This is a genomic window from Bradyrhizobium yuanmingense, from assembly GCF_900094575.1.
GTDB lineage: Bacteria > Pseudomonadota > Alphaproteobacteria > Rhizobiales > Xanthobacteraceae > Bradyrhizobium > Bradyrhizobium yuanmingense.
The window spans coordinates 1-12,874 of the sequence record NZ_FMAE01000041.1 but is presented as its reverse complement, the minus strand read 5'-3'; the positions used below and the strand labels follow the sequence as shown (position 1 = coordinate 12,874).

12 protein-coding genes and 3 pseudogenes are annotated in these 12,874 nt (G+C 57.8%); 12 read left to right on the top strand and 3 right to left on the bottom strand.

Annotation, left to right across the window (positions count from 1 at the left end; all coding sequences use genetic code 11):
- On the top strand, nucleotides 1-333 hold a 333-nt coding region (locus GA0061099_RS37575), incomplete at its 5' end, for an IS5 family transposase (protein WP_074448574.1).
- A gap of 651 nt (nucleotides 334-984) precedes the next feature.
- Here GA0061099_RS37575 and GA0061099_RS39580 read toward each other — a convergent pair.
- Nucleotides 985-1,818, bottom strand: a pseudogene (locus tag GA0061099_RS39580) (transposase family protein); the annotation flags it as partial.
- An 805-nt stretch (nucleotides 1,819-2,623) separates the two neighbouring features.
- Here GA0061099_RS39580 and GA0061099_RS37565 point away from each other — a divergent pair.
- Nucleotides 2,624-3,019: a Rieske (2Fe-2S) protein gene (locus GA0061099_RS37565; protein WP_036031949.1), complete on the top strand. Its 396-nt coding sequence runs from the start codon at nucleotides 2,624-2,626 to the stop codon at nucleotides 3,017-3,019.
- Nucleotides 3,020-3,027: 8 nt separating this feature from the next.
- Here GA0061099_RS37565 and GA0061099_RS37560 read toward each other — a convergent pair whose 3' ends face one another.
- The gene (locus tag GA0061099_RS37560) at nucleotides 3,028-3,618 is read right to left on the bottom strand and encodes a hypothetical protein (protein WP_036031952.1); all 591 of its coding nucleotides are present in this window, start codon (nucleotides 3,616-3,618) and stop codon (nucleotides 3,028-3,030) included.
- 244 nt (nucleotides 3,619-3,862) lie between these two features.
- Between GA0061099_RS37560 and GA0061099_RS37555 the strand changes: the two genes are divergently transcribed.
- From GA0061099_RS37555 to GA0061099_RS37505, 9 genes and pseudogenes are all read left to right on the top strand, one after another.
- Nucleotides 3,863-4,183, top strand: a complete 321-nt coding sequence (locus GA0061099_RS37555; RefSeq protein ID WP_036031955.1) for a HesB/IscA family protein — start codon at nucleotides 3,863-3,865, stop codon at nucleotides 4,181-4,183.
- 323 nt (nucleotides 4,184-4,506) lie between these two features.
- Nucleotides 4,507-5,679 (top strand): cysteine desulfurase NifS, encoded by a 1,173-nt coding sequence (gene nifS / locus GA0061099_RS37550; RefSeq protein WP_036031958.1) that lies wholly within the window; start codon nucleotides 4,507-4,509, stop codon nucleotides 5,677-5,679.
- A gap of 5 nt (nucleotides 5,680-5,684) precedes the next feature.
- Nucleotides 5,685-5,906 carry a putative nitrogen fixation protein NifT gene (nifT, locus tag GA0061099_RS37545; RefSeq protein WP_036031961.1) on the top strand — a complete coding sequence of 74 codons (222 nt, stop codon included), beginning with the start codon at nucleotides 5,685-5,687 and terminating at the stop codon, nucleotides 5,904-5,906.
- A gap of 690 nt (nucleotides 5,907-6,596) precedes the next feature.
- Nucleotides 6,597-8,150 (top strand): nitrogenase cofactor biosynthesis protein NifB, encoded by a 1,554-nt coding sequence (nifB, locus tag GA0061099_RS37540; RefSeq protein ID WP_074448573.1) that lies wholly within the window; start codon nucleotides 6,597-6,599, stop codon nucleotides 8,148-8,150.
- Nucleotides 8,151-8,160: 10 nt separating this feature from the next.
- Nucleotides 8,161-8,385, top strand: a complete 225-nt coding sequence (locus tag GA0061099_RS37535; protein ID WP_036031964.1) for a 4Fe-4S binding protein — start codon at nucleotides 8,161-8,163, stop codon at nucleotides 8,383-8,385.
- Nucleotides 8,386-8,723: 338 nt separating this feature from the next.
- Complete coding sequence (locus tag GA0061099_RS37530; RefSeq protein ID WP_036031967.1) at nucleotides 8,724-9,038, top strand: nitrogen fixation protein NifZ; 315 nt, start codon at nucleotides 8,724-8,726, stop codon at nucleotides 9,036-9,038.
- Nucleotides 9,035-9,274: a nitrogen fixation protein NifZ gene (locus GA0061099_RS37525; protein ID WP_036031970.1), complete on the top strand. Its 240-nt coding sequence runs from the start codon at nucleotides 9,035-9,037 to the stop codon at nucleotides 9,272-9,274. The genes GA0061099_RS37530 and GA0061099_RS37525 overlap by 4 nt, the downstream gene beginning before the upstream one ends.
- A gap of 14 nt (nucleotides 9,275-9,288) precedes the next feature.
- A complete protein-coding gene (locus GA0061099_RS37520; protein WP_050996303.1) occupies nucleotides 9,289-9,648 on the top strand; it encodes a DUF3024 domain-containing protein in 360 nt (119 codons plus the stop codon).
- A 1,330-nt stretch (nucleotides 9,649-10,978) separates the two neighbouring features.
- Nucleotides 10,979-11,346, top strand: a pseudogene (locus GA0061099_RS37505) ((2Fe-2S) ferredoxin domain-containing protein).
- A 427-nt stretch (nucleotides 11,347-11,773) separates the two neighbouring features.
- On the opposite strand, the pseudogene GA0061099_RS37500 reads toward GA0061099_RS37505, so the two are convergent.
- Nucleotides 11,774-12,518 (bottom strand): annotated as a pseudogene (locus GA0061099_RS37500) (OmpW/AlkL family protein).
- A gap of 98 nt (nucleotides 12,519-12,616) precedes the next feature.
- Between GA0061099_RS37500 and GA0061099_RS37495 the strand changes: the two are divergent.
- A partial coding sequence (locus tag GA0061099_RS37495) for a transposase (protein ID WP_208604918.1) occupies nucleotides 12,617-12,874 on the top strand: 258 nt, incomplete at its 3' end.

The window sequence follows — 12,874 nt, the reverse complement described above, 5'->3', positions numbered from 1 at the left end:
ACTCCAGGCCAGGACGCTGATATTGCCGCAGCGCCAGCCCTTTTGGAACTCGCGCCACCCATGTCTGCCCTCATTGGCGACAAAGGGTACGACGGCGATGGCTTTCGAGCCGAAATCGTCGATCGTGGTGCCAAGCCCGTCATTCCAAACAAATCCAACAGGGTCACTCTCCACAGCTTCAGCAAACGCGCCTACAAGGGGCGCAACGTCATCGAGCGCTGTTTCTGCCGCCTCAAGGATTTCAGGCGTGTCGCAACTCGCTACGACAAACTAGCCACGAACTTCTTGGCTGCCGTCCATCTCGCCGCCATCGTTGCCTATTGGATCAATTGAGTCCGAGCCCTAGCGTTTTTCTTCATGGTGAGACGATTGCGGCGATCATTCGTCTGCCCGTCCGCATCTGGCGCGGTATTGTTCGCAAAGACGTCGATTGCCGCTGCGGGCGGACGTCCGATTCGACGCCAAATAGACTTGGCGCGAATCCCTCTGTTGGCAGCTTGCACCGAGAGCGGTACCTTGTCCAGGATATTGACGGTGTTGTGCACCTAGCAGCGCGGGTGTCGGGTGACGGCAAGCCTTCCAGAAGCCGAGCGCGCCGTCGCCGACGCAATTTCCGGGCCGATCTGCAACCCGCGATTTGCTTGATGTCGATCAGGAGCTCGCGCCTGATGTAACAGTATTGGTAGTGTCATTCATGGCGTATCGCTCTTCTCTCGAGAGGTTTTGGCAGCGTTCGACAACCGCCTCGATACGCAACCTATCTCAGGCCCGTCATCACTCACATTCCCGCATAGTCTAGCGAAGCTCGAAGGTTCGGTCATCTCGGGCATCGGCCAATAAGTCAGCCGCCTTCTTCGACATCGGGAACCGGGAGCCAGGCTCCGCGAGGCGGTTTCTTCGCGATCATATAGGCTGGTGCCGGCGCCTGGGTCACGCCGTCCTCGTTCTTGAACGCATACTTGGTCGTCCGTTAGAAAGCCGATTTCAGCGGTGATGGCCGCTGAGGGCAACAATGATGGTGGTACGCCAAAGAGTACTCAGCCAGGTGAGGATGCGGCGGAAGTTGTGGCCGACGGCGGAGAGGGTGATTGTCGGCGCCGCCGGCGCGGCCTTTGAGGTAACAGCGGCCGAGGTGACCATCGGCCTTCAGTTGTCCTATGACGGGTTCGATGGCGGAGGGGCGGCGCAGCTCGCGTTTGATGATGCCGAAGACCCCGTGCTTTTGGCCGGAGATGAAGGCGCGACGCGGGTGCACCGAAATATCAGGTGCACTGGCGTCCCTCCATCGCCGAGGCACTCCACGTCCGAGGCGTTGAAAGAATGCAGCTGCAGCCGCGCTGGCGCTGCCGCTGCGCGCGAATCTGCGTGGCCCTTCCAAGCGGAAGGGTGAACGCGTTCTCGAGCGCAGACTGACCTTCGATCTTGCGGCGGATCTCGTGGATGATCCGGCCCAGCCGGCTGCGCAGGATGCGCAACTGCCGGTGATGCCGCTTGAATTGCTTGCAAGGGCCTAGCCAGAAGCCATCATTGCCGCGGTGTTGGCAATACCAACTCGACCCCGGGCTTGCTCGCCAGGCGGCTGATCCCCTTGATTCCCGGGGGCAGCAGCTTGGTCGGTTGGGAAGGTGATGGCCTTCGCTGCACAGTAGTGTCGACCGTGACCCGCTTGAGGTCCTGATTGGATAAGGTGCCGTCCTCGTGCGCCACCCGCAGGCGGTTGGCCTGCAACACCGCCAGCTTCTCGGCCGCTTGCGCCAGTGGCTCAGGTCCCCAGCGCTCGTGCGGGGAGGCGTGCTGAAAGAACTCTTCGCCGGCGAATTACTGGAAACACGTTCTTCGGCCGCATCGCCACCTTCGTGCGACGACGGAATTATGGCTGGCGACGATTCGACGGAACTGAAAATGAAATTCCAAGGCTCCGATGCCCGGTGCACTAAAACCCCGCATTTGCAAACCGGTCCACAACGACAAAGTGCGATTCTAACTCGTTCGCTTAGCCGTTCTTCACTGACGAGGAAGTATTTTTCGAAAGCTGAAGGCGGTGGTATCGATACTGAGGGAAGGTTCGAGTCGGATTCCTCAGACGATGAGCCTTCATGTTACTTGGAGCGCGCTCTTAGTAGGGCTCTTCCTGGAGTAAAGTGGCTGCAACAGCAGCTGCGGGCCGGAAATGACGGACATTTCGCCGTTCCACGCGCGGGCGCAAGGGCTAGCCTAAAAGGGGCGCACGTTCGCCGCGTGCTCCTCTCGCGGGCGGGGAGCGAGCGTTCACTTTCTGGAAAGGCACTTGCGATGCCGCGATGAATACGGTCGCAGGGCATCGGAACCGGGCCTTCCGCAGCGTGACGATTAGCGAGCAGCAACCAGCCATCGAGTTTAGCGGTCCGGCAAATGGTCCAGAAAGGTCGGAGCGCGAAAGCTGTAGCTGCGCAGCCCGGCAGGAAAGGGCAGCAAGGCTCAATGCTCCTGCGAATTGTTCTGAATTATGCGTGAGTAATGGGGTGAGCTGCAAATGGGCTTGCGCGTTGTTACCGCAGACGCGATCCGCGCCGGCACTTGTACAGTTTTTGCACGTTGATTGCACAACGACAATGAAAAGCGCCTTGCAATAAACGAGCGATGAATGCAGCCAAATTCCATCTATACGATTTGCGGCTTTAACGACATTCCAAGCCGCCAAGCCATGGGATTCCATCTTATGGTCGTCGATGATAATGGCAATCACCGACCGTGGTCCATCATTGTGGTGCGCTGGGGCAAAAAGGTACTTGGCTATGTCAATCAATGCCCTCACAACAGCGTCAATTTGGACTGGGAGCGGAACCAATTCCTGGACCCATACGGTATCCGACTGATGTGCGGCAAGCACGGTTCGACCTTCGAACTCGGCACCGGCCGGTGTGTCGAAGGTCCATGTGAGGGTAGAACGCTCACGCCGATCGCGTTGGCAGTTCTGGATGGTGATATCTGTGTCCTCGGCGTGCGTCTTGTCGAAGACGATGCATCGCCAGACAACTGAAGACCGCCTCAGACCGGGCGGTTCTCGTTGCGGTTTTTCACCGGCTCCATCCTCTTTAGCCCGCCGTCGTAAGAGATCTCCTCATAGGACAGATCGAGATCCTTTGCGGCATCGAGGAGGTAATCAAGCTTGCCGCGCGGATCGAGCTTCTTGATGTCGTCCTTGTTCAGACCGACCAGGTCCATCATCTCCTTCCAAACGGTGGATTCATCGCAGGGTAAGACGTGGAAGTTAATATCGCCGAACTTCACTCTGTACTTCGCCAGCAAATCGATGTTGTTGCAAAACATGAAGTAGCTTCCGGTTGGGCTTAAGGCGCCGTCAAGGACGGTTGCTACGTCAGCAAGATACGCGAAGGAGTGTAGGTATCCGGCCAGCACCGGAAAAGTGCGTTCTCCGTCCTGCGCGATCGTCAGAACCTGCTCGATCGAATAGTCCGGCGGTCGCTTCTCGTCGGCGACCTGAGTCTGGAACTTCAGTGCGATGTCGCCACGAAAGCCGAACCGGCCCGGCTTGGTAGTCGCGCCTTTGAGTACGGCGTTGAGCAGGCGGCCCTCCTTCTCAAATCTGCCGAGTGCGGTGTTCTCGATTGCAGTCATTAAAATCGTCCTCGATCTAAGCTCTTCACCGACCCGTTGGTCGGTGCCAGATGCGATGCAAATTGCCTGCCGCCGCAGCGTAGCAGCGCAACCTAAGAAGAAAACGTGTCATTGGCTGGCACCGCCTCATGTAAGCAATCCGACACCTGTTCCAAAGCCAACGTGCGAAGGCGCGCACCATTAAGTGTCTGCGCGCTGGCACGTGACTTGCTCTTAGCGACGTTCAAGCTGATGAGGGAAAGACGTGATCAACCTGACCGATAGCGCAGTGAATGCGATCAAGAGTGCGATATCATCGTCCACGCGCCCGTCCGGCGGTCTGCGCGTCATGATTGAAGCAGGCGGCTGCAGTGGATTCAAATACAAGATGGGTCTGGCCGAGGAACCGAAGCCTGACGACACCGTGATCGAATGCGATGGGCTGAAGGTGTTCGTCGATAGCAAGAGCTGCGATCATCTAGTCGGTACGACCATCGATTTCGTCGTGGCGCTGGAGGGCTCTGGATTTACCTTTCACAACCCGAACGCCACCGCAAACTGCTCCTGCGGGAAATCGTTCTGCTGATGAAAAACATTGTTCAGGTGATGAGAAGAAAACATCGAAGCGCGCCGGCCGAGCCAAAACAACTGAGGCAATCGTCGTCCACTACGACAAAGCGGGAGCGTCGCATTCGCGACGCGCTTGAAGATATCATGCCTCATTCTACAACTCCACGGTGGCGGCTGGCAGCTGATCGGCATCGATGGCAGCCTGTTTATGGCTAGGCTGGCCGGTGGCTGTACGTCGTGTAAGCTTTCGAGGGCGAGCGTGGGACGTACAGGCGCGGCTGTTAAAATCCGCGGATTTAGTCGGCAAATCCTCGTTGCTGGTACTGGTGAGGCAGTGGATTGAGCGAAGATCGAGCGCCGATTTACCTCGATAACAATGCAACGACACGGACTGATCCGTCCGTCGTGCAAGCGATGTTGCCGTTCTTCACTGAGAACTTCGGCAATGCCTCATCCAGGCATGCCTTTGGCAACGACGTCGCAGTTGCTGTGAGGCAGGCCCGGCGAAGCCTGAGGGACCTGTTAGGTAACGCATACGATCATGAAATCGTCTTCACCTCGGGAGGGACCGAAGCCAATAATGCCGCGATCCTCTCTGCTCTGGCGACGCAGGAAGAGCGAGACGAAATTGTAACTACTTCGGTTGAGCACTCCGCTGTACTTGCGCTGACTCAGCAATTGGCGGCAAGGGGAGTCAAGACGCACATAGTACCCGTAGATGCTTGCGGCCGGCTCGACATCGAGGCGTTTCGCTGCGCGCTTGGGCCACGCACAGCCATTGCCTCCGTTATGTGGGCCAATAACGAGACCGGAACGCTGTTTCCTGTGGAGTTTCTGGCCGGATTGACCCGTGAGGCGGGCGCGCTGTTTCACACAGATGCGGTCCAGGCAATTGGGAAGCTGCGTTTGAACCTAAAGGAAAGCGCGATCGACATGCTGTCGCTATCCGCGCACAAACTGCACGGCCCCAAGGGGGTCGGCGCGATGTATTTGCGCAAAGGGACTAAATTCCGGCCCCTAATCTGCGGCGGATCACAGGAACGAGGGCGCCGCGGCGGGACCGAGAATGTTCCCGGGATCGTCGGCCTGGGAAAGGCTGCCGGGCTTGCGGCGGAGCGGCTTGAACCCGAGCGCGTTCGCATTGGCGCTTTGCGCGACCGCCTTGAACATGGAGTTTTGCGCAATGGGGAGTGCGTTGTGCTCGGTGACGTCAGCAATCGGTTGGCGAACACGGCCAATATTGCCTTCGACCACCTCGAAGGCGAAGCCATTGCCCACCATCTCGATCGGGCGGGCATAGCCGTGTCGCTCGGATCAGCCTGCAACTCCGGTTCAATGCAGCCATCGCATGTTCTGTGTGCCATGCAGGTGCCGACGTGGCGGATGCACGGCGCCGTGCGCTTTTCTCTGTCGCGTGAGACCTCGTTGGCGGAGGTCGATGAGGTCGTGTGCGCTGTGTCCAACATTGTGGCTCGCATGCGCGCCATCTCCGGCGCCACTGTTAGGGAGTAGACCTTGTGAAGATCATGATCCGCCGGTCTCCGGAGGGCCTGTCCATCTACGTGCCAAAAAAGGATCTCGAAGAGCAAATCGTGGAATCCGAGTACGAGACGCTGTGGGGCGGCTGGATCAAAGTGGCTAATGGCTGGGTGTTCGATTTGCCTGATATGGCGAGCGACACCCGGTTGCCAATCACAATCAATGCGAAAAAGCGGGACGAGACCGGGCACGATCCCTGAAGACACTCCCCGCAGATCGACTTTGTCGTTGCGGCGGCTGCATGGGGCGCTCTCGTTGGTTTGAGGGCCCCGAGTATCGTTCCATATCGTCCTGGCCACGCTGAATGGCGCAGATCCGTTCTGCCGACAACGCCAGACGCATTGGCCGGCTTCTTCGCCAGAAAATTTGCGCCGCCGCAGCGAGTTACGGGCAATGCGGTCAGGGGCGACCCCAGTATATCCAAATTAGCAAACATATCGCTGTCGCAACGGAATTGATGACGCAGACAATCGCTCGCTCAGTTGAGCCGAGGCGGTTACACTCCATCCTGCTCCCGGTCGTTGGGCGTCCAGCAGGATCCGTGGTAGCCACTACTGGCCTTGTCGAGCCCGGATCCCCCCGCGTGTATCGGGCTTGCGAGAGCCGCAACGCGGCAAACGCGTTAGATGGAGCGGCGTTCGGGGGAGCTTAGCGCGAGAATGAATGCGCAAGGCATAAAGCTCTGGGTGAGAATGGCGACGTATCTGTCGTTTTGCTAACAAGCTCATCATGGCTGTTGTTGCATGCGCCAGTGCTAACGTCGCGCCAACTCGATGGCCTGCGGCTGCGATTGCATCATTCTGGCCATGGCATGCAAGTTGCTACCCAGCTTTATGAGGCTCGCTCAAGGATGGTCCTGGGAGAGCGACGATGCCTCCAGGGAAAAGCGAATGAACGCGGTCGTCGGACGCGGAACATATGTCAAAGCTGCAGTAAATCACGGCAAGATGATGCAGCCCACCACCGATCATAAGGGCTGCTGCGCTTCGGCCAAGACCGGGCAGGCGAGCTGCGGCTCGAAGGCCGGCCAAGGCGATCTGCCAACCGAAATCTGGGAAAAGGTCAAAGACCATCCCTGCTATAGCGAAGACGCGCACCATCATTACGCTCGCATGCATGTCGCGGTCGCGCCTGCCTGCAACATCCAGTGCAATTACTGCAACCGAAAATACGACTGCGCCAATGAATCGCGTCCGGGCGTGGTGAGCGAGAAGCTCACCCCTGAGCAGGCGGTGAGAAAAGTGCTCGCGATCGCGACCACCATTCCGCAGATGACAGTGCTTGGCATCGCTGGACCGGGCGATGCTCTGGCTAATCCAGCAAAGACGTTCGAAACGTTCGAGCTGGTCTCCAAGGCGGCTCCCGACATCAAGCTTTGTCTGTCAACCAACGGACTCGCACTGCCGGACTATGTTGATACCATTGTCAGGTCCAAGATTGACCACGTCACGATCACCATCAACATGGTTGATCCCGAAATCGGAGCCCAGATTTATCCGTGGATCTTCTTCAACCACAAGCGATACACGGGCATCGAGGCGGCAAAGATACTCACTGATCGCCAGCTGCAAGGCCTCGAGATGCTTAGCGAGCGGGGTATCTTGTGCAAGATAAACTCGGTGATGATCCCCAACATCAATGATGACCACTTGGTGGAGGTCAACAAGGCGGTCACGTCGCGCGGTGCCTTCCTTCACAATATCATGCCGCTGATCTCCGCACCCGAGCATGGCACAGCATTTGGCCGCAACGGTCAGCGCGGCCCGACGGCGCAAGAATTGAAAGCGCTGCAAGATGCCTGTGAAGGGCAGATAAACATGATGCGGCATTGTCGCCAGTGCCGCGCCGACGCGGTTGGTCTACTCGGGGACGATCGAGGCCCAGAGTTTACCACTGATCAGGTGATGAAAATGGACGTCCAGTATGACTTAGAGATGCGCAAGGCTTATCAGAAAAGAGTAGAGAATGAGCGCGTCTCCAAAGCCGAGGCCTGCCAAAAGGAGCTTGAGAAGCTTTCCGGAGAGATCAGCGCGATCACTCTTCTGGTGGCTGTGGCAACCAAGGGCTCGGGGTTGATCAACGAGCACTTTGGGCATGCAAAAGAATTCCAAATGTACGAGCTTTCTACATGCGGCGCCAAATTCGTTGGCGTACGCCGCGTGGAGGTTTACTGCCAGGGCGGTTATGGCGAGGAAGATAGACTTTCCACCATCGTGCGCGGCATCCGTGACTGCCATGCGGTCTTCGTGGCCAAGATTGGCGGCGGCCCCAAAAGCAATTTGATCAAGGCGGGCATCGAGCCGGTCGATCAATTCGCCTATGAGTTCATTGAGAAGTCGGCGATCGCTTGGTTCAGATCCTATCTCGACAAGGTGAGGCGCGGGGAAGTCCAGCATGGGGAGCGCGGCGACGCCGCGGTTCCGCTTCGGATCTCTGCGGCATAAGGAGATATGTGTGCCGTTCAAAATCATCGCCTCGCAGTGCACGGGCTGCTCTGCCTGCGAACCCTTATGCCCGAACGTTGCTATATCGGAGAAGGAGGGGAGCTTTGTCATTGAGGCGACGAAATGCACCGAATGCGTCGGCCATTTTGACGAGCCGCAATGTGTAGCCGCCTGTCCGGTCGACAATACCTGCGTGGTTGACACGTCCTTGCCCCGCTATCAAGCGCCAGGCTAAAGCGTGAGATCTCATGAACGGCATGCCAGGACCTAGTGCTGAATCCGTCGCAAGCGTCGCCCTCGGGCTGGCGGCGTTGCAGGCGCGGGCGTTCGTACCCTACGGCGACTGCTCTGCATTGTCCTGCGGTCGTGCTGTTGGGTCGGCAGCACGGCCTGGCGGCATCTCGGAGCTCCGAGGGCGCTTCGTGGTACGAGAGCGGCCTCCAAGGCAGCCCTCCCATCGTCGATGTGATTGACGATACGGCGGGTGGGCACGAAATGATGCAGAGTGTTGCCCGCGTGAGCTAGGCGGCTTCTCGGCATCTCTAGAGGGAGCGGCGCATGAGGAGGGGATAGATGAACAGCATTCTTCGCGACAGCGATATCGTCGAGCTCAGCGGCCCGCCCGTCTTTAGCTTTGGCCAAAAGCTTCGAGCCAATCGCACCATCCGAAATGATGGCACCTATCCCGGCAAGGAGATTGGCGACCTCTTAGTTAAGAAGGGGGAGGTGGGTTACGTCGTCTCGATCGGCACTTTCTTGCAGCAATTCTACATCTACGGTGTGGAATTTCTGGACAGCGGCCACCGCGTTGGCATGAAACGCAAGGAGCTAGAGCCGGTGGAGACCTGTGAGGAGATCGATGATCTGCCGTTACCGGAGGAGTCATGACTCAGCAAGGCGTTCCGAAATATCGACGGGGCCAGCGAGTCAAAGCCGCAGTCGACCTCACCAACGACAGCTCATTTCCGAACGCGAAGCCCGAGGGAGTTTTGCTCGCCGCCGGAGCGACCGGCGAAATCATCAAGGTCGCTATCCACACCGAAGCGAACGTGCCGGTCTATATTGTCGATTTTGGTGAGGAGCTGCTCATCGGCTGTCTTGAAGAAGAAATAACAGTGCTTTGAAGGAGGCTTTCGCCATGAATGCCGCGCTGATGAGGAAAGCAAAGGCGGGGTTGCTGCCTCACCCAAACGAGCTCGATCGCAAACGAATTGAGCGGGGCTTGAGCGCGCGCAAGCGCTATCTTTACGTCTCGCCGAAAGTGGGGCCGGTGAGGGGCGGCTACCTCGTCGAGAGCCCTTGTTGCTCGCACAACATCGACACGGATGGCGCTCTCATCGATGTCGCCCTAATTCTTTATGATACCGTGAGCGGGATCTGGAAGCTATTTCGGAAGAATCATGCCCAGGGAGTCTGGGAATTTTACAGCCTTTACCTCCGCTTGCCTTCTGCAATCGACGACTTGAACGCGGATCCTGAGCGTCTGTTTTGGCAATAAGGGACCACCCTTTAATTGAAAAGAAGCCACGATGGCGCTCACCGCGAAAGAATTGATCGAAATCGAACGACCGCTTGCTGCGGATGGCGCCGACATGGGTCCGTTTGTTAGGCTGCGGCGCCGTTTGCCGCAGCTTTCTTGGGACCGCTGTCATGCGTCAGAGTTATCGGATCAGCCGTTCCGAGTCGATCTTCATATGCTCGATCGATCGGATCGCTGCGTGCAGATTACGCCCGACCCAACTCGACCGACTAGCGTCCTTTTGGCCAAAAGGAACGGTGTGCGGGCACTGAAATAGCAGAGTTTTAGCTGGATGGAGCGCACACCTATCATCGCAAGAGATGAGCAAGCGGACCTAGGAGACGTGCTTTGTACATCGTGATCCACAAAAAAAGCAGGAGCGCGCTGGATGCCACCGGCGACATGTACTGGTCCAGGAAAGGGAAAAGAAATGTTCCAGGCGAGCGCGGAAGAAGGCCTGCTCAATCATAAAAAGTCTCGGCGTCCAAGGCTCGGCTTGAGGCCTGCGCCGAGTGCCCGAAGCCAAGCACGTTATAACCGAGATCGTCGGTCTCTTCGGCCCGTGATCGATAATGTTACCAAAATAGGAAACGTATGAACTCGCAATAAATCGTCATCCACGTCCGCTTCGCCCCGAACGGGAGGGTGATACAAATCAGCGAGCGTCCGGCCAAGCTCACGCCAGACCAGTGGTTTGATGTCCTCAACACCCGTGCCAGCTCGGCTTATCGGCCGCTCACTCGTGGCCGCGGGATTTTTCGGCTGAGCCGGACTGCGGTTGATATCTTCAAGCAGGAAACTGCGAGGCCGAGATGAGCGAACAAAACCTGGCGGGATTTGATGAGTGAATAGGTCCGGGGGTTTTGCCGTCTTTCCGGCCGATGCCATTGAACTGAACGAGGCCATGGGCTCTTAGCCTGTCGGGGACCGCTGATAGAAGCGAGAAGCGAACGACATTGCCCCTGCTTCGGCAATAATTGCGAGGCGCGCAGTCCAAAGCGAAGGATCGTTGCAGCAGCGAACGTTGCGCATCTGGTGTGCAACTTACCTTAAAGAATTTGGATCGTGAATAAGCGATGAGTGGATAAACAGGTCGAGATGACAGGAGAAGAGGTTGGAATTGATCAGGAGGCGGCTTCGGACGCGTAGGTATCTATTGCTCATCTTTGGCGACGACAACCACTATGACGCCCGCTCATTGCGCCTGTTTCGCAAGCGCGGGTGGGAATCATGGGACTTCAATAGTAAGAGACTGTTGGGCATGATGTGCTCGCACCTCATCCCTTCAGCACTATCACAGGATAGGCGGATGAACTCAGAAAGAGAAATGGAGCTCCCTCAGGTTTATCGGATCATGTCTTTGCCTGCAACACGCAGCGTCCGCCAGACCATCCCCACGGCAGTTGCGGCGCCTCAGGCGCGCAAGCCCTGTGGGACCGAATGGGCAAGGCGATCGAAGCGCAAGGCCTCAACGATATTGGTTTCACGATGGCGGGCTGCCTTGGATTTTGTAACTCTGGTCCCTTGCTGGTCGTCTATCCCGGCGGAATCTGGTACCGCGTGACCACGCCTGAGGACGTTGACCAGATCGTCAAATCCCACCTCAAGCAGGGCAAACGTGTCGACCGCCTTGTGATGTGCTCAAGCGAAGTTAGAGGCGTCGTGGCGACCACTTGACCGGACCAGCAAGCATGGACGGCGTGCTCGTCCATGAGCTGCCCGGCCTCTCGGAGCTCGGATCGTCTGAGGGTGACCGTCCAACTCGAGCTCCGGGTCGCTAACAGTGGGTCATTGACATGGGCGCGGCGCACCGCCTCTTGTGAGGCAAATAGGCAAATAGGCAAAGTGGCTCCTTTGCAACGCGCGGCGAAGCAGAAATATGATTATAACGCGCCGATCTGTTCGTGTATCGTCACTTACGTGCCGCGCGATCCGTGGCTCACAGCGATAGAAATGCTGCGAATGATTTCCTGCCTCTGGCCAGCTGACTCGTCGATGAGGCGTCAGCCGGCTCCCCACTGCAGACGGTGAGGGCAGGAGATGCGCTTGATGCGCTCGCAGCGTCCGAGTTGATCAAACGGTGTCTCCTTGACCCTGTTCTGCGTCAGAACCTGTAAGCGACGCCGCCGCTGACGAGCCATGGATCGATATTGGCGCGCCCGGTGACAGCAATCGCATTGTTTACGGTCGCGAAGTACTCCGGCCGCAGCCACAGCTTCTTCACGTCAAAATTGAGCCCCCAGTGACGGTCTAGCATGTAATCGAAGCCGAACTGGACCGCCGCGCCGAATTGGTTTTTGATGTGTAGATCCGTGACGGCAAGGCCGAATAGCGACGCATTGGCTGCCGATTGGTTGAAGAATGCAGTGTAGTTGATGCCCGCGCCGATATACGGCTTCAGTGGGCCGAAATCGGTGAAGTGATATTGCAGGGTTAGTGTTGGCGGCAACAGCCAGGCGGTGCCGATATCGAGGCCAGTGAGTACGCCATTGCCGCTGATGTGATGGCGAGTCGCGCCGAGAATGAGTTCAGCGGCTACGTTTTTTTGTGAAGAAGTAGGTGATATCGAGCTCTGGTATGGCTCGCTCGCTGAGCGAAAGCCCTGAACTCGGTGACGACAGCGATGGCGTTCCGGCAACGTTTACCGAGCTACCTGCGGTATCCGGCAAAACGCCGAGCACGCGCAGGCGGATCATCCAGGGGCTGGAGGGCTCTATTGGAGGCGCTTTATAGTAGACCGGCGCCGGGCCCAGATCCGCACCTCGTACCGAATTGCTGGCGAACGAGCTCGCAAGCGCGAGGACCGATGCCCTCGCCAGAACTGTTAGTACTCTCATCGAAGTCTCCATTCCAAAATTCGCGCGAGCAGCCGCGCGAGATCTGATAACGTACAGAGTCTTTCGCACTTTCAGGATTGACGGCTTCTTCTAGAATGAAGGAGCTTTGAATGAACGATGGGAATGCCATGGGTCAGGTGATCCAAATTGATGAGGCCCGGATTCGAGATCACCTGGGCGAGATGGTCCGCGGGACAGTGGAAGAGACACTGAACGCGATGCTGGAGGCCGAAGCGGACCAGCTGTGCGGTGCTGGGCGGTATGAGCGCAGCCCGGCGCGGCAGGACACGCGGGCAGGCAGCTACGAGCGAACGCTGCAGACCAAGGCGGGCGACGTCAATCTGAAGGTTCCGAAGCTACGGCGGCAA

Excerpts from the sequence above, each read along its gene's own strand:
- GA0061099_RS37560 (WP_036031952.1), bottom strand. The coding sequence starts at position 3,618 with ATGACTGCAATCGAGAACACCGCACTCGGCAGATTTGAGAAGGAGGGC.
- GA0061099_RS37525 (WP_036031970.1), top strand. The coding sequence starts at position 9,035 with ATGACTCAGCAAGGCGTTCCGAAATATCGACGGGGCCAGCGAGTCAAA.
- GA0061099_RS37565 (WP_036031949.1), top strand. The coding sequence starts at position 2,624 with ATGCAGCCAAATTCCATCTATACGATTTGCGGCTTTAACGACATTCCA.
- nifB (WP_074448573.1), top strand. The coding sequence starts at position 6,597 with ATGAACGCGGTCGTCGGACGCGGAACATATGTCAAAGCTGCAGTAAAT.
- GA0061099_RS37520 (WP_050996303.1), top strand. The coding sequence starts at position 9,289 with ATGAATGCCGCGCTGATGAGGAAAGCAAAGGCGGGGTTGCTGCCTCAC.
- GA0061099_RS37530 (WP_036031967.1), top strand. The coding sequence starts at position 8,724 with ATGAACAGCATTCTTCGCGACAGCGATATCGTCGAGCTCAGCGGCCCG.